This is a genomic window from Streptomyces sp. NPDC006872, assembly GCF_040635845.1.
In the GTDB taxonomy this organism is placed as follows: Bacteria; Actinomycetota; Actinomycetes; order Streptomycetales; family Streptomycetaceae; genus Streptomyces.
The window spans coordinates 100,543-116,697 of the sequence record NZ_JBEYIL010000003.1 but is presented as its reverse complement, the minus strand read 5'-3'; the positions used below and the strand labels follow the sequence as shown (position 1 = coordinate 116,697).

The following is a 16,155-nucleotide window of genomic DNA, read 5'->3' as shown; positions in this document are numbered from 1 at the left end:
AGGCGGCGGACGGCCGGGCGCACGTGATCCTGCCGGTCCTACGCCTGCGGCAGCGTGTCCCCCTGCACCGCCTGGACGTCGAGCTCCACCTTCAGGGCCGTGCCGATGGCCGCGATGCCCGCCTGGACGACCTGGTTGTAGTTCATGGCGAAGTCCTCGCGCCGCAGCTCCGTCGTCGCCCGGAAGGCCGCACGGGTGCCGCCCCAGGGATCGGAGCCGGTGCCGAGGTAGGCGAGGTCGAGGTCGACGGGCCGTACGACACCGCGCAGGGCGAGCTCGCCGTGGACGGTCCAGCGGTCCTGGCCGGCCACCGTCAGCCCGGTCGAGCGGTAGACGATCTCCGGGTGGGTCTCGGCGTCCAGGAAGTCCGCCGAGCGCAGGTGGGTGTCGCGCAGGGCGTTGCCGGTGTCGATGGAGGCCGCCCGGATCACCGCCTCCACCCGCGACTTGGCGACGTCGTCCGGGGCGACCTCGATCGCCGCCGAGAACTCGGTGAACCGGCCGCGCACACTGCTGATGCCCAGGTGCTGGGCGACCGCGCCGACCGTCGAGTGCGCCGGGTCCACGGTCCAGGCGCCGGGCGGGGGCAGCTCGGTGCCGCCCTGCCGGGACAGCGTCACGGTTCCGATCTCGGCCCGCCGGCTCGCCGTGACGATCGCGCTGGACGCCGTCGGCGCGTACCCGACCGCCGTGACGATCACCGTGTACGCCCCCGGGGCGAGCTCGGTCGCGTCCCGCACGGCGCCTTCCGCGTCGGCCTCGGCGCGCAGCACCTGGCCGCCCGTCATATCGGTCACCGTGACGACCGCGTGCGACACGGCCCACCCGTCCCGCGTGCGGATCTTCGCGGTCAGTCCCATCTCACGTACTCCTCAACTGGAACCGGCCCGGTGCGGGGCTAACCCCGCACCGGGCCGGAGCCGACAACTGGTGGACCGGTGGACTACTCGCCGGGATGGGCGAGTTCGATGTCGTGCCCGTCGACGCCGGCGCCCGCGACGGTCAGCGCGGTGGCCACCGGCGGGTAGCCGGTCGCGATGACCGTGTACTCGCCGCCGTCGAGGTCGGCGAAGGCGTACGCCCCGTCCGCGCCGGTGGTGGCCGTGCCGATCACGTTGCCCGCCGCGTCCACGAGCGTCACGCGCGCGTCGGCCAACAGACCGTACGGCGTCCGGACGACGCCCTGGAGCTGCGCGCCCGCGTCGAGGACGACCTCCACCCGGGTCACACCCGTGGCGCCGACCTCGACGGGCAGGGCGCGCGGCCGGAACCCGACGGCGTTCACCGCGACGGTCACGGCGCCCGGCACCAGCTCGGTGAAGGCGAACTCGCCCTGCTCACCGGTGGCCGCGGTGGCCAGCAGATCGCCGCGCACATCGGTGACGATCACCATCGCGTCCTTGACGCCGTCGCCCGACTCGGCGGCCCGCACGACACCGCTGAGCCCGCTGGTCCCGCTGAGCAGGATGTCGTACGCGACCGGCTCGCCGTTCACGACGACCGTGGAGGCCTGCGGCTGGAACCCGTCCGCGGCGGCGATCAGCACGTACGAACCCGTACCCGGCGCGTCCAGCCCGTAGGAACCGTCGGCCTGCGCGACCGACCGGCCGAGCTGCCGTCCCGCGAGCGAGATCAACGTGACGGCGGCCTGCGGGACGGGCGCGCTCTCCGCGCCGCGCACGAAGCCGTGCACCGGGATGCCGCCCGAGGGCGCCTGCGGCGCTTCGACGACGGCGACGGCGGAGAGCCGCTGAGCGCCCTCCGGACCGGCCGTGGGACCGGCATCCGCGGCCGACTCGGTGACGGCCCAGCTGGGGACCTTCTCCTCGGCGGCGACCGCGACCGCGGCAGCGCCAGTGGCAGTGGCAGTGGCAGCGGCCGGGGTCTGCGCGGCCGAGGTCTCCGTCTGGCCCGGAGTCTCCGCCGCCTGGGCGGGCGCGCCCTTCGTCCGCAGCGGGACCTCCTTGATGAACAGGGTGATCAGAAGGGCGAGCAGCGCCAGGCCGGCCGCGATCATGAAGACGTCCGCGATGCCGTGGCCGTACGCGCTCTCCATGACCGTGCGCAGCGGCGCGGGCAGCTTGTCCATGTCCGGGATCTGGCCGGAGGAACCGGAGGCGAGGGAGGCGTACTTGGGGTCGAGGTCGGCGATGCCGTCCTTGGCGTAGTCGGTGATGCGGTTGGCCATGACGGCGCCCAGCGCCGAGACGCCCATCGCACCGCCGAGCGACCGGAAGAAGGTGACGGTGGAGCTGGCGGAGCCGAGGTCCTTGGCGTCGACCTGGTTCTGCGTGGACAGGACCAGGTTCTGCATCATCATGCCGACGCCGAGACCCAGCAGCGCCATGAAGACGGCGGTCTTCCAGTAGTCCGTGTCGTAGCGGATCGTGCCGAGCAGTCCGAGGCCGGCCGTGATGAGCACACCGCCGCCGACCAGCCAGGCCTTCCACTTGCCGGTGCGGGTGATGAACTGCCCCGAGACGGTGGAGGAGACGAACAGGCCGCCGATCATCGGGATCGTCATGACGCCCGACATGGTCGGCGACTTGTCCCGGGCCAGCTGGAAGTACTGGGCGAAGAACACCGTGCCGGAGAACATCGCCACGCCGACGAACATCGAGGCGAGGGAGGAGAGGGTGATGGTCCGGTTGCGGAACAGCCGCAGCGGGATGATCGGCTCGGCCGCCCGCGACTCGACGAACACGAAGACGAGCCCGAGCAGGATCGAACCGGCGATCATCGTGTACGTCTGCCACGACAGCCAGTCGTACTTGTCACCGGCGAAGGTGACCCAGACCAGCAGCAGCGACACCGCCGCCGAGATGAAGAACGCGCCGGCCCAGTCGACCTTGACGTCCCGCTTCACGACCGGCAGGTGCAGGGTCTTCTGCAGCACGATCAGCGCGATGACGGCGAACGGCACGCCGACGTAGAAGCACCAGCGCCAGCCGAGCCAGCTGGTGTCGGTGATGACACCGCCGAGCAGCGGACCGCCGACGGTGGCGACGGCGAAGGTCGCGCCGAGGTAGCCGGAGTAACGGCCGCGCTCACGCGGCGAGATCATCGCCGCCATGACGATCTGCGCGAGGGCGGACAGACCGCCGACGCCGACGCCCTGCACGACCCGGCAGGCGATCAGCATCCCGGGGTTCTGCGACAGCCCGGCCGCCGCCGATCCCAGCACGTAGATGACGAGCGCTATCTGGACGAGCGCCTTCTTGTCGTACAGGTCGGCGAGCTTGCCCCAGAGCGGGGTGGTCGCCGTCATCGCCAGCAGAGTGGCGGTCACGACCCAGGTGTAGGCGGACTGCCCGCCGCCGAGGTCGCCGATGATCTCCGGAAGGGCGTTCGAGACGATCGTGGACGACAGGATCGCCACGAACATCCCGAGCAGCAGCCCGGAGAGTGCCTCCATGATCTGCCGGTGGGTCATCGGAGCGGCCTCGGCGGAGCCGTGGGACCCTCCGCCGTGCTTCGCATGAGCCCGCACACCGGCTGGTGTGGTCGTTGCCATGAGCTTCCTTCTCTTACGTTGCTTCTGCGGGTGTACGGGTGGTCTCTGTTCGTTCGCTTACGGGAACGGGAGGTGAGGGCACGGGCGGGGGCGCAGGCGGGGGCGGCGGTCGGTGCGCGATCGTCCGGCAGTCGCCGAAGCTGGTGCGCAGCCGGGTCAGCAGCCCGATGAGCAGGCCGACCTCGGCGTCCGTCCAGTCGCCCAGCCGCTCCGCCAGCAGATCGGCGCTCCGCCGGGACAGCTCGGCGAGCATCGCGTGGCCCGCTGGGGTGAGGCGCAGGATGCGGGAGCGTTTGTCCGCCGGGTCCGGGGAGCGCTCGAGCCAGCCCCGCTCGGCGAGATGCGCGGCCTGCCTGCTGGTCACCGACATGTCGACGGCGAGCAGCTCGGAGAGGTTGCTCATGCGCATGTCCCCGTGGCGGCCGAGCAGCGCCAGTACGGCGGCCGAGCCCGCGGAGCAGTCCTGCGGCAGGATCCGCCCGAGGTCCCGCTTCACGGCGCCGACGGCGCTGAGCTGTCGTGCCAGCTCCTCGTACTGGGCCTGCGCGGCCATCACACCTCCCGGTTCGTTGCTTAGGGCAACCATAGAAGCAGTTGGTTGCTGCAGGCAAATAAAACCGGTTGCGAGCGCCGCAAAAAGTTGGCAAAGGCAAGTATTGCGGGGGTAAACGCGCAGGTCGGATCGGCGGCCCCGGGGTCGGCGAACCCGCTGGTCGAAGCGGCCGGCCCGGTCGACCGCACGGTGCCTGTGGCGACCCCCACTTGGGCCGCACCCACCGTTTTCGCTAGTGTCTCGGCCCATGGCTAACACGCAGGGCCCCCAGGGCAACCACGACCCCGCCGGCAGCACCCAGATGTTCCGCGCGTTCGTCGACGAGGGCGCCCCTCGGGCCGCCCAGCCGGCTCCCGCGCCGGCCGGCCCCCGCATCGGCCTGATCGTCGGCATCGTCGCCGCGGTCGTGATCGTCGCGGCGGTCGCTTGGCTGGCGCTGAAGTAGGCAGTCCTAGAAGTAGGCAGTCCTAGAAGTAGGCAGTGCTCGAAGTGAGCAGTCCTTCTCGGTAAGGCCTTCTCACTCCCACCGCACGGAGACGTCCCGCGTCTCGACATGCATCCCCAGCGGGACGCGCCATGCGTCGACGCACACCCGCCAGGTCCGCTCTCCGCGCGCGCCGGCGGCGATCGGCGTCGGAAGCGGGGCCGTCGACTCACGGGTGGCCCAGTCGAAGCCGAGCAGGTCGACGACGTGTGTCCCGAAGGTGACCGTGCCGGAACCCACCGCCGTGCCGCCGGAGTTGTGGAAGGCGAGGGTCACGTCCTCGCACCACCGCTGATCCGTGCCCGCGCGGACGGGCGCGCTCACGGAGAGCGCGGCCGGTCCGGCGGGCACGCTGCCGGAAGGGGCCGGTGACGGGGCCGTGGGCGTCGGCACGGGGGAGCTCGGGGTCGTACGGCCGCCCCCGCCCCCTTGGCCGCCCTGGCCGCTCTCGCCGCCCTGGCCGGTCGAGGCCTGCGGTGAACCGGAACCGGGCTCCGTGAGGCGCGAGGTGCCGTCCCCCGCCTCTTGCGCAGTCGTCCCCGTCGTTCCCGTCGTCCCGGGATCGGGCTTTCCGTCAGGGGAGCCGCCGTCCAGCGGGACGAGCCGCACCCCGCCTGTCGGATCCGCGGAGTCGCCCGCATGAGCGCCCGGCGGCGCCGGGTCGCCCGCGGCGCCGATGGCGACGTAGTCGCGTCCATGGCCGCCGCCTCCGCAGCCGGCCAGCAGTCCCGCCGCTCCCACCACGACGGCGGCCGCCGACGCGCCCCATACGGCGCCCCGGCGGCCACGTGCCCGTGTCGGACTTCGCATCGCGACAGTGTCGCTGACACTCCGTCAGGATGGAAGTCCCCTGCCCGAGCGGGAAGTCGGGCGGGTCAGTCGGAGATCAGGCCCTCGCGCAGCTGGGCCAGGGTCCGGGTGAGAAGGCGGGAGACGTGCATCTGGGAGATGCCGACCTCCTCGCCGATCTGGGACTGGGTCATGTTGGCGAAGAAGCGCAGCATGATGATCCGGCGCTCCCGAGGCGGGAGCTTGGCCAGCAGCGGCTTCAGCGACTCGCGGTACTCCACGCCCTCCAGGGCCGTGTCCTCGTAGCCGAGGCGGTCGGCCAGGGAGCCCTCGCCGCCGTCGTCCTCCGGGGCCGGGGAGTCCAGCGAGGAGGCCGTGTAGGCGTTGCCGACCGCGAGGCCGTCGACGACGTCCTCCTCCGAAACGCCCAGCACCGCGGCGAGTTCGGCGACCGTCGGGGAGCGGTCCAGCTTCTGGGAGAGCTCGTCGCTGGCCTTGGTGAGGGCCAGGCGCAGTTCCTGGAGGCGGCGCGGGACGCGCACCGACCACGACGTGTCGCGGAAGAAGCGCTTGATCTCGCCCACGACCGTCGGCATCGCGAACGTCGGGAACTCCACGCCCCGTTCGCAGTCGAAGCGGTCGATCGCCTTGATCAGGCCGATGGTGCCGACCTGGACGATGTCCTCCATCGGCTCGTTGCGCGAGCGGAACCGGGCCGCCGCGTACCGCACCAGCGGGAGGTTGAGCTCGATGAGGGTGTCCCGGACGTACACGCGCTCGGGGCTGTCCTCGGCGAGAGTGGCCAGTCGCAGGAACAGAGAGCGGGACAGGGTGCGGGTGTCGATGGCCCCCGTGGCCGTGAGGGCCGGGGCTTCGGGGGCCTCGGGGGCCATGACGTCGTCGAGCACGTCGGGCTCGACAGGCACGACGGGCGCGGATTCGCTCTTCGTGAGCGTGAGCACCTTCGAGCTGCCCTGATCTGCGGACATGCCACCCCCTTTGGGTCGCGGGACGGTCGCGGCGAACGCTCTTGCTTGAGGAACGTCAGCCTTCACCTGAATACCGGAGCCGAGGCCCCGGCAAACGCGCTTCCGGCAGAATGTCACATGTCGGCAACACGCTGTAGTGACATGTCGACATGTGAGTAACGAAACAGCCCTGGAAAGAGGGGGTGTGACGGTTTTTCAGACCAGTTCGGCCGGGAACTGCTTTGTTGACCGATTCGCTCCCAGCGGTGACGACTCGCTCGTGCTTGCGATCACCGATCGAGCTACGTGTCCCGAGCCCCGGATCAGGTCCTCAGGTCCTCAGGTCCTCAGGGCCGGACTCCCGGCTCGCGCATCGATGGCTCACGCCTCGATGCGGTTGGCGGAGCGCAGTCGCTGGAAGCTGCGCGCGAGCAGCCGGGACACGTGCATCTGGGAAACGCCGAGCTCCGCGCTGATCTGGGACTGCGTCAGATTGCTGTAGTAGCGCAGGAGGAGGATGCGCTGCTCGCGCTCCGGGAGCTGGACCAGAAGGTGGCGGACGAGGTCGCGGTGCTCCACGCCGTCCAGCGCCGGGTCCTCGTAGCCGAGGCGGTCGAGCAGGCCCGGCAGGCCGTCGCCCTCCTGGGCCGCCTCCAGCGAGGTGGCGTGGTACGAGCGGCCCGCCTCGATGCAGGAGAGGACCTCGTCCTCGGCGATGCGCAGCCGCTCGGCGATCTCGGCCGTCGTGGGAGTGCGGCCGAAGGCGGTGGTCAGGTCCTCGGTCGCGCCGTTGACCTGCACCCACAACTCGTGCAGCCGGCGCGGCACGTGGACCGTGCGGACGTTGTCCCGGAAGTACCGTTTGATCTCGCCGACGACCGTGGGCATGGCGAACGTCGGGAACTGCACGCCCCGGTCCGGGTCGAAGCGGTCGATCGCGTTGATCAGGCCGATGGTGCCGACCTGGACGACGTCCTCCATTGGCTCGTTGCGGGAGCGGAAGCGGGCGGCCGCGTAGCGCACGAGCGGGAGGTTGGCCTCGATGAGCGCCCCGCGCACCCGGTGGTGCTCCGGCGTGCCCGGCTGGAGCTCCTTGAGCTCGGCGAACAGCACCTGGGTCAGTGCCCGGGTGTCGGCGCCGCGCCGCCGCTCGGGCGTCAGGACGGCTTCGGGGGCGGGCGTCGGCACGGTCTCCGGGGCGGGTGCCGGGGGTGCCTCTTCCTGAGGCGGCGCAGTACTGGCCGACACGGTCAACGCCACCTCTTCGTCAGGTCAACATCGGTCAACTCATCCGTCAAAAGCGGTCATAGCATCACAAGACATGTGCACTGTGTGCAAGCACCCCATTACCCCGTGTTGAGGGAGAAGTTGGGGTATTCATCGCTGTTCGGACGCGCAAAAGCCCCCCGCCGTTCCGGCGGAGGGCTCTGTACCGGCGAAGCGCCGACGGATTTCCGGCGACGGTCCACCGGTGTTCCGGCGGTGTTCCGGCGGTGGGGACGCCTCAGAACTCGTAGTCGGCGACCACCCAGGTGGCGAACTCCCGCCACAGCGCGACGCCCGCCTGATGGGCCGGGTGCTCGATGTACCGCTTCAGCGCGTCCGCGTCCTCGACGGCCGAGTTGATGGCGAAGTCGTAGGCGATGGGACGGTCGCTGACGTTCCAGCCCAGCTCCCAGAAGCGCAGTTCGTCGATCTGCCCGCCCAGGGCCCGGAAGGCCGCTTCGCCCTGTACGACCCGGGGATCGTCGCGCTCGACGCCCTCGTTGAGCTTGAAAAGGACCAGGTGGCGGATCATGGGCACTCCCGTAGGTGCTACTTCGCCCCGTCGGCGAGCCAGGTGAAGAAGTCCCCGATGGCCTTGGCGGCGTCCGATATGCCCTCGAAGCCTATCTGGACGTAGTCCGCCGCCTTGGACGGGTCCGTGATGATCACGTAGAGCACGAAGACCACGAGTACGTAGACGGCGATCTTTTTGGCGTTCACCGCCACCTGGCCTCCCCTGTATGTGCCCACTTGGGCCCCTGTTGACGGCGGCGAGTGTAACCGCAAGTGCGATTTTCACACCGCTTTTGATCGTGTGCGGCGAGTTCGTGAACCGATGCGTGAACCGATCGGGTGCCGTCATCCGATGAGGGGGAGAACGCGCCCGACGCGAAGGGCGCGAGGCCGAACGAGAGGGAAGAACAATGCTGGGAATGACGGACCTGCCGCTCGCCGCTCTGATGCTGCTCGCGGCCCTGCTGATCCTGTCGGCGATCGTCGACTGCATCCGCACCCCCGCAGAGCGGGTCCGGTACGTGCCGAAGCTGCTGTGGCTGCTCTTCCTGCTGCACGCCCCGGTCCTCGGCGGCCTCGTCTGGCTGTACCTGGGCAAGAAGCCGATACCGAACACGGCGAAGGGCCCGACCCCTGGGGTCGAGCCCTTCGCTCAAGCGCGGTAGCGGAGGGATTTGAACCCTCGGTGACTTGCGCCACACTCGCTTTCGAGGCGAGCTCCTTCGGCCGCTCGGACACGCTACCGAGAGAGACCTTACAGCACGGTGAGCCCCGGTTTGAAATCGGTATTCGGAGGGGGTCGGGCGAGGGCTCAGCGGTCGCGGAAGAACTCCGTGAGGAGGTCCGCGCAACTCTCTGCGAGGACGCCCTCGACGACCTCCGGGCGGTGGTTGAGCCGCCGGTCGCGGACGACGTCCCACAGGGAGCCGACCGCGCCCGCCTTGTCGTCGCGGGCGCCGTAGACGACCCGGTCCACCCGGGACTGCACGATCGCGCCCGCGCACATCGTGCACGGTTCGAGGGTCACCACCAGCGTGCAGCCGGACAGCCGCCACTCTCCGAGCGCGGCGGCCGCCCGCCGGACGGCGAGCACCTCCGCGTGGGCCGTCGGATCGCCGCCGGCCTCACGTTCGTTGTGGCCGGCGGCGAGGACCGTCGTGCCGTCCGGACCCAGCACGACGGCGCCGACCGGGACGTCTCCGCCGTCGCCGGCCAGCCTGGCCTCTTCCAGGGCGAGCCGCATCGCGGCCCGCCAGCGGTCGCGTACGGGGTCGGGCGTCCGACCCCGGTCGGGTGCGGTCAGCGGACGGTCTCCAGGACCTCCGAGGCGCCCAGGGCCTCGGCGATCTCGGTGACGGCGTCCTCGGACAGCGACCTCAGTTCCTTCTCGCCGACGCCGAGGTCGTCGAGGATGCGGGCGTCGCCGACCGGGCCGTGCGGCACGGCTTCGGCGGAGCCGGCAGCCTCGGTGCCACCGGAGTCCTCATCGTCGTTGTCGTTGTCGTTCTCACCGTCCTCGGTGCCGTCGAGGTCGAGGGCGTCCAGGTCGTCGTCGTCACCCGGATCCCTTCCGAGCAGTTCGTCGGTGAGCAGGATCTCGCCGTACGAGCTGCGGGCGGCGGCTGCGGCGTCGGAGACGAAGATGCGAGGGTCCTCCTCGCCGTCGATGCGGACGACCCCGAACCAGGAGTCCTCCTGCTCGATCAGCACGAGCACCGTGTCGTCGTCGGGAGAGGCCTCCCGGGCCAGGTCGGCCAGATCCGACAGGGTCTCCACATCGTCGAGCTCTGTGTCGCTCGCTTCCCACCCGTCTTCGGTGCGCGCGAGCAGTGCGGCGAAGTACACCGTGACTCTCCCACTGGTCATAGGCGTGCCGGTTGGGGGTCCCCCCGGCGGAGGTTACGGGCGGAGAGAGAGCTCAGGCTCCGAGCCCCACCCACTCGGAATCGTGGCAGAAACAAGGCGTTCAGGGGACGTCTTCGGCTCCCTGTGTCCGGTGGTTTTGATCGCACGTCCTTGGCGAGGTCCGTGCGCGACTCACCAGCACACTCGTTGCGGCCACGAGCGGATCGTACGCGGCTTTCCCGTGCGCCCACGCACGCCCACCCCATGCGACACCCGTGACGGTGGCGATCTTCCCCGTATGCCCCAAGTCCCGTACGGCTGCGGCTACCAGCGGAAGGTGCGCATGCGCATCGCGTGGCGCAGGCGAGCCGTCTTCGCGCGGCGCGGCGAGACCCGGTCGCGCAGTGCGCGGGCCTCGGCCGGCTCGGGCAGGAACCGGGCGCGCCGCCGACGGCGCTCGGCGTCGGTCTCGGCGGGCCCTGCGGCCCCCGGCACTTCGTCGTCAGGCAAGTCAGGCATCAGCACACCACCCCGGACACCCCGGTCCGTCTGCACACCTTTCCCCCGCTTTCCCTCCGACGGGCGGTTTGATGCGAGCGAACGGAGCAGGCCCGGGGGACGGCGGGGCGGGTGCGGCCCGGTTACTGTTGTGGCCATGCGTCTCCACGTCGTCGACCACCCCCTGGTCGCCCACAAGCTCACCACGCTGCGCGACCAGCGCACGGACTCCGCGACCTTCCGCCGGCTGGCCGACGAACTGGTCACCCTGCTCGCCTACGAGGCCACGCGTGACGTGCGCACCGAGCAGGTCGACATCAAGACGCCGGTCGCCTCGACCACCGGCGTCAAGCTCTCCTACCCGCGCCCGCTGGTCGTGCCGATCCTGCGCGCGGGCCTGGGCATGCTGGACGGCATGATGCGGCTGCTGCCGACCGCCGAGGTGGGCTTCCTGGGCATGATCCGCAACGAGGAGACGCTGGAGGCGTCCACGTACGCCACGCGCATGCCGGAGGACCTCTCCGGCCGCCAGGTGTACGTCCTGGACCCGATGCTGGCCACCGGCGGCACGCTGGTCGCCGCGATCCGCGAGCTGATCGGGCGCGGCGCCGACGACGTCACGGCCGTGGTGCTGCTCGCCGCCCCCGAGGGCGTGAAGATCATGGAGCGCGAGCTCGCGGGCGCCCCGGTCACGGTCGTCACGGCAGCCGTCGACGACCACCTCAACGAGCACGGCTACATCGTCCCGGGCCTGGGAGACGCGGGCGACCGCCTGTACGGCGCAGCCGAATAACCCTCGAGCCGACCGGTCGGCTCGAGGGTTACGAAGTCGGTCAGAGGCTGCCGGCAGGTCTGCTAGCAGCTCTGCTTCGTGGATGCTGTCGGGCGGGGTTCGGACAGGGCTGTCAGGGCCTTGGCCGCGGCTGCCTGCGGGGTCAGGGTCTTGAAGCCGTTGCCGATGATCAGGTCGACGGCCGTGCCCGTGCGGGCGGCGTCGGTGCGGCGCTCGGCGGTGCCCAGTTGTGTGGCGAGGACCGGCAGCGAGGTGTTCAGCGAGGCCGCGGGGCCGAGCAGTATCCCGGTGCCGGTGACCTTCTTGTCGTACTGCTTGCCGGCGTTGCCCACCTCGCCGATCTTGAAGCCGCGTTTCTTCAACTCGTCCGCGGTGGTCTTGGCGAGACCGCTGCGGGTCGTGGCGTTGAAGACGTTCACGGTGATCTGGGCGGGCTTGGGCACCGCGCCCGTGGCCGCGGCGGCACCCGCGGCAGCGGAGGCGGAGGGTGCGGCGCTCGCCTTCGTCGAGTTCTTCGCGCAGCCGGCGCCGGCGGCCGAGGCCGTCCCGCCGCCGCCCGTGAAGACGTCGATGAGCTGCAGAGTGCCCCAGCCGGCCACGCCGAGCACAGCACCGCAGCCGACGACCACGACGGCCAGCCTGCCGCGTCGTCGGTGGGGGCGCATGCGGGGGTATTTGTCCCCCGTGATCCGGTACTTGCCGCCCATGCCGGGGGGAGTCAGCATGCTCATGGGCGCAGCGTAGTGCGCCCGGGCGGCCGTGACTAATAAAGGATCATCCGACACTGCGCGGGGGCGCGAGAAAGTACCCGAACGGGTCAACCCCAGGGTTCATCAGGGGCCTGCGCCGGGGCTCGCGACGGGGTTCGCGGCGGGGCTCAGTCCAGCTCGAGCACGCGCGCGTGCAGCACCTGTCGCTGCTGGAGCGCCGCCCGCACCGCGCGGTGCAGCCCGTCCTCCAGGTACAGGTCGCCCTGCCACTTCACGACGTGCGCGAAGAGGTCGCCGTAGAACGTGGAGTCCTCCGCGAGCAGGGTTTCCAGGTCGAGCTGCTGCTTGGTGGTCACCAGCTGATCGAGGCGGACCGGGCGCGGCGCGACGTCCGCCCACTGCCGGGTGCTTTCCCGGCCGTGGTCGGGGTACGGCCGGCCGTTTCCGATGCGCTTGAAGATCACACGGAAAGCCTACCGGTCCAGACGTTCCGGGCGCAGCCATGGAGACGGAGTGCGACGCTGGAAAAGACGTGATGAACGGGGGTAAAACGGAATGAGGGGCTGCCGATGAGTGAGTCGACGGGCGCCGCTGACATCGCCGCCGGGTACGCCTTCACCGGCCCCGCCCTCGACCTGGGCGCGCTGTTGTGGGACGGCGAGTGCCTGCCCGACGTCCCCGTCCGCATCCCCCTCCCCATGCTGAACAGGCACGGCCTGGTCGCCGGCGCCACCGGCACCGGAAAGACCAAGACGCTCCAGCTGATCGCCGAACAGCTCTCGGCACAGGGCGTCCCGGTCTTCCTCGCGGACGTCAAGGGCGATCTGTCCGGGGTGTCGGCTCCCGGGGCGGCGAACGACAGGGTCCAGGGGCGGGCCGCGGAAGTCGGCCAGAAATGGACGGCGACGGGCTTCCCGGCCGAGTTCTACGCGCTCGGCGGCCTCGGTCACGGCATTCCGCTGCGGGCCACGATCACCAGCTTCGGCCCCGTGCTCCTCGCCAAGGTGCTCCAGCTCAACCGGACCCAGGAACAGTCCCTCGGCCTGGTCTTCCACTACGCGGACACCAAGGGCCTGGAGCTCGTCGACCTCAAGGACCTGAGGTCCGTCGTCGCCTTCCTCACCTCCGACGAGGGCAGGACGGAGCTGAAGAACATCGGCGGTCTGTCGACGGCCACCGCCGGGGTGATCCTGCGCTCCCTGACCGCCTTCGAGGCCCAGGGCATGGCGAGCTTCTTCGGCGAGCCGGAGTTCGACACGGCCGACCTCCTGCGCACGGCGTCCGACGGCCGCGGGATCGTCTCGGTGCTCGAACTGCCCGCCGTCCAGGACAAGCCGCAGCTCTTCTCGACGTTCCTGATGTGGCTGCTGGCCGACCTCTTCCACGACCTTCCGGAGGTCGGCGACGCGGACAAGCCGGGGCTCGTCTTCTTCTTCGACGAGGCGCACCTGCTGTTCAGCGACGCATCCAAGGCGTTCCTCGACTCCATCACACAGACCGTCCGGCTGATTCGCTCGAAAGGGGTGGGCGTGTTCTTCGTCACGCAGACCCCGAAGGACGTGCCCGGCGACGTCCTCGCCCAGCTCGGCAACCGGGTCCAGCACGCGCTGCGGGCCTTCACCCCGGACGACCAGAAGGCCCTCAGGGCCACGGTGAAGACGTTTCCCGACTCCGCCTACGACCTGGAGGAACTGCTCACCGGGCTCGGCACCGGGGAGGCCGTCGTCACCGTCCTCAGCGAGAAGGGCGCCCCGACCCCGGTCGCCGCGACCCGGCTGCGCGCGCCCGAGTCGCTGATGGGCCCGGTGGACGGCCCGGAGCTCGACCGGGCGGTGCGGGCGTCCTCCCTCCACGAGCGGTATGCACAGGCTGTGGACAGAGAATCGGCGTTCGAGAAGCTGGCGGCCCGGGAAGAGAGCGCGGCCGCCGCCCAGCCGGAGCCGAAGGAGCCCAAGGGGGCCAAGAGGGCCACAGCCAAGGAGCCCAAGGAGCCCAAGGCGGAACGTTCCGTGGTCGAGCAGGTCGTCGGCAGCGGCATGTTCAAGTCGCTGGCCCGGTCCGTCGGCACACAGATCGGCCGCGAGATCACCCGTTCGCTCTTCGGTACGGCCCGGCGGAGGCGGTAGCCCGCCTCCGCCGACCGGTCAGCGGTCCCGATTCTCCCGGGGCTGCTGCGGACGCTGCTCCTTCACCTGCGGCTTCGGCGCGCTGCGGGCGGCCTCCGCGCGCAGCAGGGCGCGCAGGACGGCGTACGGGTCTTGGGGCATGGCTCTTTCCCTCGCATGTTCCTTGCGTGAGTGCTGACGGGCCTGGGGGACGGCGTCGGTCAGCAGCGCAGGACCACGGTGCGCAGGGCGTGCAGGGCGTACGGGGTCCTCGGCGGCGCGGGGCGCGGCCGGTCCGCCGGGACGCCGGGCGCGGGGGCCGGGAGCGGCGCCGGGCGCAGGGGCGCGGCCGGACGGTGGGTGCCGGAGGCGGGTCGCAGCGCCGTGTCGAGGACGTCGTACTCGGCGATCTCGGCGGCGGCGACCGGCGCCGCCGAGATCGCGCCGGGCGTACCCGGCGCCAGCAGGGCGAGGAGCACGGCGAGCACCCGTAGCCAGGCGCGGCTGCGGGAGAGTCTGCGTGCGGTGCTCATGGGAGGTGATCTCCCCGCGACACGCCCGGCGTTCAGCACGCAGGACGGGAGAATCACCTGTTCGGAGCAGGGGGCGTACGCCCTCGGCCGGACCTACTTCGCTGCCGCCTTGGCGGCCTTCGCCGCCGCCTTCATCTCCTGCTTGTGCGCGCGCACCTTCGCCAGCGACTCCGGGCCGGTGATGTCGGCGACGGACCGGAAGGACTTCGCCTCGCCGTAGGCGCCGGCCGCCTCCCGCCAGCCCGTGGGCCGTACGCCGAGCTGCTTGCCCAGCAGGGCGAGGAAGATTTGCGCCTTCTGCTTGCCGAAGCCGGGCAGTTCCTCGAGCCGCTTCAGCAGCTCCTTGCCGCTGCCGGCGTCCTTCCAGACGGCCCCGGCATCGCCGTCGTAGTGCTCGACGAGGTACTGGCAGAGCTGTTGGATGCGCTTGGCCATGGAGCCGGGGTAGCGGTGCACGGCCGGCTTGTCGGAGAGCAGCGCGGCGAAGGCCTCCGGGTCCTGGGCGGCGATGTCGTGGGCGTCCAGGTCGTCGGCGCCGAGCCGGTCGGCGATGGTCCGGGGGCCCTTGAACGCCCACTCCATCGGAACCTGCTGGTCCAGCAGCATCCCGACCAGCGCGGCGAGCGGGGACCGCCCGAGGAGCTCGTCGGCCTCGGGGTCCTGGGAGAGGTGAAGGGTGACGTCCATGCGTAGATGATCCCGCCTGCGCGCTGAAGGGGCGCGGGGAACTGCGCGACCGGCCACGATGGCGCCGCGGCAGAACGACCGACGGCGCATCGCCGCACTTCCGGCGGAGCGCCTAGCTCGCGCGCCAGTACCCCAGTGCGTGCAGCCGGTCCTTCGGTACGCCCAGTTCCTTGCGGACGTAGGCCGACAGCGTCCTGGTGGTGCGGGTGTCGCAGGCGATCCAGACGTACGGGTCGGGGGTGGCCGAGAGCAGGTCGGGCAGCTCGGCCTTCACCCGTTCGACGAGGTGGGCGCCGGAGTCCTGCCGGGGCACGCGCCGTATCTCGTGGCGGTCCGGGTCGGTGCGGAAGGGGAGGTCCTCGGTGTGCTCCGGGGCGCCCTCGAACCAGACGGTCGCCGGTGCGCCGCCGAGCGCGCCCGCGCCGAGCAGGGAGTTGATGGCGGGCAGGGAGGCCGGGTCGCCGATCACGAGGACGTGCGAGGGGGCCGGGGCGGGCGGTTCGAAGCCGGTGCCCTGGACGGTCGCGCCGATCGTGTCGCCGGGCTGCGCCGCCCGCGCCCAGTCGCTGGCGGCGCCGTCGTGCAGGGCGAACTCCAGGCTGAAGGCGCCGGCCGCCGGGTCGGGGTCGACCAGGGTGTAGGCCCGCTGGTGCGGCCGGCCGGCGTTCTCGAACCAGAGCCGGACCCAGATCGTCGGGTGGACGCCGGTGGCGGCGAGCAGTCCGCCGTCCGAGAGGTGCAGTCGGCGGTAGTGACCGGTGACCTCCGCCACCCCCGTGACGGTGAGGGTGAAGTCTTTCGCGCGCATCAATTTGAGGACCGCGCCCTCCCAGCCCCGCCCCTGCGCCATGACGTCTTCACCCCTCGCGTACGATTTCGGCACAACCAACTTAGGCA

Annotated in this window: 21 protein-coding genes and 1 tRNA gene; 4 read left to right on the top strand and 18 right to left on the bottom strand. The window is 71.0% G+C overall.

Annotated elements, in window-relative coordinates; all coding sequences use genetic code 11:
* Positions 1-38 precede the first annotated feature (38 nt).
* The 3 genes from ABZ725_RS09525 to ABZ725_RS09515 form a co-directional block, all read right to left on the bottom strand.
* Positions 39-860, bottom strand: coding sequence for a YceI family protein (locus tag ABZ725_RS09525; RefSeq protein ID WP_358802165.1), 822 nt, complete (start codon positions 858-860; stop codon positions 39-41).
* Positions 861-943: 83 nt separating this feature from the next.
* Complete coding sequence (locus ABZ725_RS09520) at positions 944-3,514, bottom strand: MFS transporter (RefSeq protein ID WP_358802164.1); 2,571 nt, start codon at positions 3,512-3,514, stop codon at positions 944-946.
* A 13-nt stretch (positions 3,515-3,527) separates the two neighbouring features.
* Positions 3,528-4,067, bottom strand: coding sequence for a MarR family transcriptional regulator (locus ABZ725_RS09515; protein ID WP_358802163.1), 540 nt, complete (start codon positions 4,065-4,067; stop codon positions 3,528-3,530).
* Positions 4,068-4,314: 247 nt separating this feature from the next.
* On the opposite strand from ABZ725_RS09515, the gene ABZ725_RS09510 reads away from it, so the two are divergent.
* On the top strand, positions 4,315-4,512 hold the full coding sequence (locus ABZ725_RS09510) for a hypothetical protein (RefSeq protein WP_351907849.1): 198 nt from the start codon (positions 4,315-4,317) through the stop codon (positions 4,510-4,512).
* A 72-nt stretch (positions 4,513-4,584) separates the two neighbouring features.
* Here the strand turns inward: ABZ725_RS09510 and ABZ725_RS09505 are convergent, their stop codons facing one another.
* The 5 genes from ABZ725_RS09505 to ABZ725_RS09485 form a co-directional block, all read right to left on the bottom strand.
* Positions 4,585-5,361, bottom strand: coding sequence for a hypothetical protein (locus ABZ725_RS09505; RefSeq protein ID WP_358802162.1), 777 nt, complete (start codon positions 5,359-5,361; stop codon positions 4,585-4,587).
* 65 nt (positions 5,362-5,426) lie between these two features.
* Positions 5,427-6,329, bottom strand: a complete 903-nt coding sequence (locus ABZ725_RS09500; RefSeq protein ID WP_351907853.1) for an RNA polymerase sigma factor SigF — start codon at positions 6,327-6,329, stop codon at positions 5,427-5,429.
* A 360-nt stretch (positions 6,330-6,689) separates the two neighbouring features.
* Positions 6,690-7,562: an RNA polymerase sigma factor SigF gene (locus ABZ725_RS09495; protein WP_358802737.1), complete on the bottom strand. Its 873-nt coding sequence runs from the start codon at positions 7,560-7,562 to the stop codon at positions 6,690-6,692.
* Between the two features lie 250 nt (positions 7,563-7,812).
* Positions 7,813-8,106 (bottom strand): Dabb family protein, encoded by a 294-nt coding sequence (locus tag ABZ725_RS09490; protein WP_358802161.1) that lies wholly within the window; start codon positions 8,104-8,106, stop codon positions 7,813-7,815.
* Positions 8,107-8,123: 17 nt separating this feature from the next.
* On the bottom strand, positions 8,124-8,300 hold the full coding sequence (locus ABZ725_RS09485; RefSeq protein ID WP_358802160.1) for a hypothetical protein: 177 nt from the start codon (positions 8,298-8,300) through the stop codon (positions 8,124-8,126).
* Positions 8,301-8,506: 206 nt separating this feature from the next.
* Between ABZ725_RS09485 and ABZ725_RS09480 the strand changes: the two genes are divergently transcribed.
* Complete coding sequence (locus ABZ725_RS09480) at positions 8,507-8,752, top strand: PLDc N-terminal domain-containing protein (protein WP_358802159.1); 246 nt, start codon at positions 8,507-8,509, stop codon at positions 8,750-8,752.
* Here the strand turns inward: ABZ725_RS09480 and ABZ725_RS09475 are convergent.
* From ABZ725_RS09475 to ABZ725_RS09460, 4 genes are all read right to left on the bottom strand, one after another.
* A tRNA-Ser gene (locus ABZ725_RS09475) sits at positions 8,747-8,831 on the bottom strand. The two genes, ABZ725_RS09480 and ABZ725_RS09475, sit on opposite strands and share 6 nt — an antisense overlap.
* A gap of 67 nt (positions 8,832-8,898) precedes the next feature.
* Positions 8,899-9,330 carry a tRNA adenosine(34) deaminase TadA gene (tadA, locus tag ABZ725_RS09470; protein ID WP_358802158.1) on the bottom strand — a complete coding sequence of 144 codons (432 nt, stop codon included), beginning with the start codon at positions 9,328-9,330 and terminating at the stop codon, positions 8,899-8,901.
* A gap of 56 nt (positions 9,331-9,386) precedes the next feature.
* Entirely contained in the window at positions 9,387-9,932 is a 546-nt protein-coding gene (locus tag ABZ725_RS09465) for a hypothetical protein (protein WP_358802736.1), read from the bottom strand.
* A 324-nt stretch (positions 9,933-10,256) separates the two neighbouring features.
* Positions 10,257-10,451 (bottom strand): hypothetical protein, encoded by a 195-nt coding sequence (locus tag ABZ725_RS09460; RefSeq protein WP_358802157.1) that lies wholly within the window; start codon positions 10,449-10,451, stop codon positions 10,257-10,259.
* Positions 10,452-10,587: 136 nt separating this feature from the next.
* On the opposite strand from ABZ725_RS09460, the gene upp reads away from it, so the two are divergent.
* Positions 10,588-11,223, top strand: a complete 636-nt coding sequence (gene upp / locus ABZ725_RS09455; protein ID WP_358802156.1) for a uracil phosphoribosyltransferase — start codon at positions 10,588-10,590, stop codon at positions 11,221-11,223.
* A gap of 62 nt (positions 11,224-11,285) precedes the next feature.
* On the opposite strand, the gene ABZ725_RS09450 is transcribed toward upp, so the two are convergent.
* Both ABZ725_RS09450 and ABZ725_RS09445 read right to left on the bottom strand, forming a co-directional pair.
* On the bottom strand, positions 11,286-11,930 hold the full coding sequence (locus tag ABZ725_RS09450; RefSeq protein WP_358802735.1) for a LytR C-terminal domain-containing protein: 645 nt from the start codon (positions 11,928-11,930) through the stop codon (positions 11,286-11,288).
* A 170-nt stretch (positions 11,931-12,100) separates the two neighbouring features.
* A complete protein-coding gene (locus ABZ725_RS09445; protein ID WP_004943146.1) occupies positions 12,101-12,397 on the bottom strand; it encodes a type II toxin-antitoxin system VapB family antitoxin in 297 nt (98 codons plus the stop codon).
* 105 nt (positions 12,398-12,502) lie between these two features.
* Here ABZ725_RS09445 and ABZ725_RS09440 point away from each other — a divergent pair, with 105 nt between their 5' ends.
* Positions 12,503-14,059: a helicase HerA-like domain-containing protein gene (locus ABZ725_RS09440; RefSeq protein WP_358802155.1), complete on the top strand. Its 1,557-nt coding sequence runs from the start codon at positions 12,503-12,505 to the stop codon at positions 14,057-14,059.
* An 18-nt stretch (positions 14,060-14,077) separates the two neighbouring features.
* On the opposite strand, the gene ABZ725_RS09435 is transcribed toward ABZ725_RS09440, so the two are convergent.
* From ABZ725_RS09435 to ABZ725_RS09420, 4 genes are all read right to left on the bottom strand, one after another.
* Positions 14,078-14,200 carry a hypothetical protein gene (locus tag ABZ725_RS09435; protein WP_358802154.1) on the bottom strand — a complete coding sequence of 41 codons (123 nt, stop codon included), beginning with the start codon at positions 14,198-14,200 and terminating at the stop codon, positions 14,078-14,080.
* A gap of 59 nt (positions 14,201-14,259) precedes the next feature.
* Entirely contained in the window at positions 14,260-14,571 is a 312-nt protein-coding gene (locus ABZ725_RS09430; RefSeq protein ID WP_358802153.1) for a hypothetical protein, read from the bottom strand.
* Between the two features lie 93 nt (positions 14,572-14,664).
* Positions 14,665-15,258, bottom strand: a complete 594-nt coding sequence (locus ABZ725_RS09425) for an HhH-GPD-type base excision DNA repair protein (protein WP_358802152.1) — start codon at positions 15,256-15,258, stop codon at positions 14,665-14,667.
* A gap of 112 nt (positions 15,259-15,370) precedes the next feature.
* Positions 15,371-16,108, bottom strand: a complete 738-nt coding sequence (locus ABZ725_RS09420) for a siderophore-interacting protein (RefSeq protein WP_358802151.1) — start codon at positions 16,106-16,108, stop codon at positions 15,371-15,373.
* Positions 16,109-16,155: the final 47 nt, after the last annotated feature.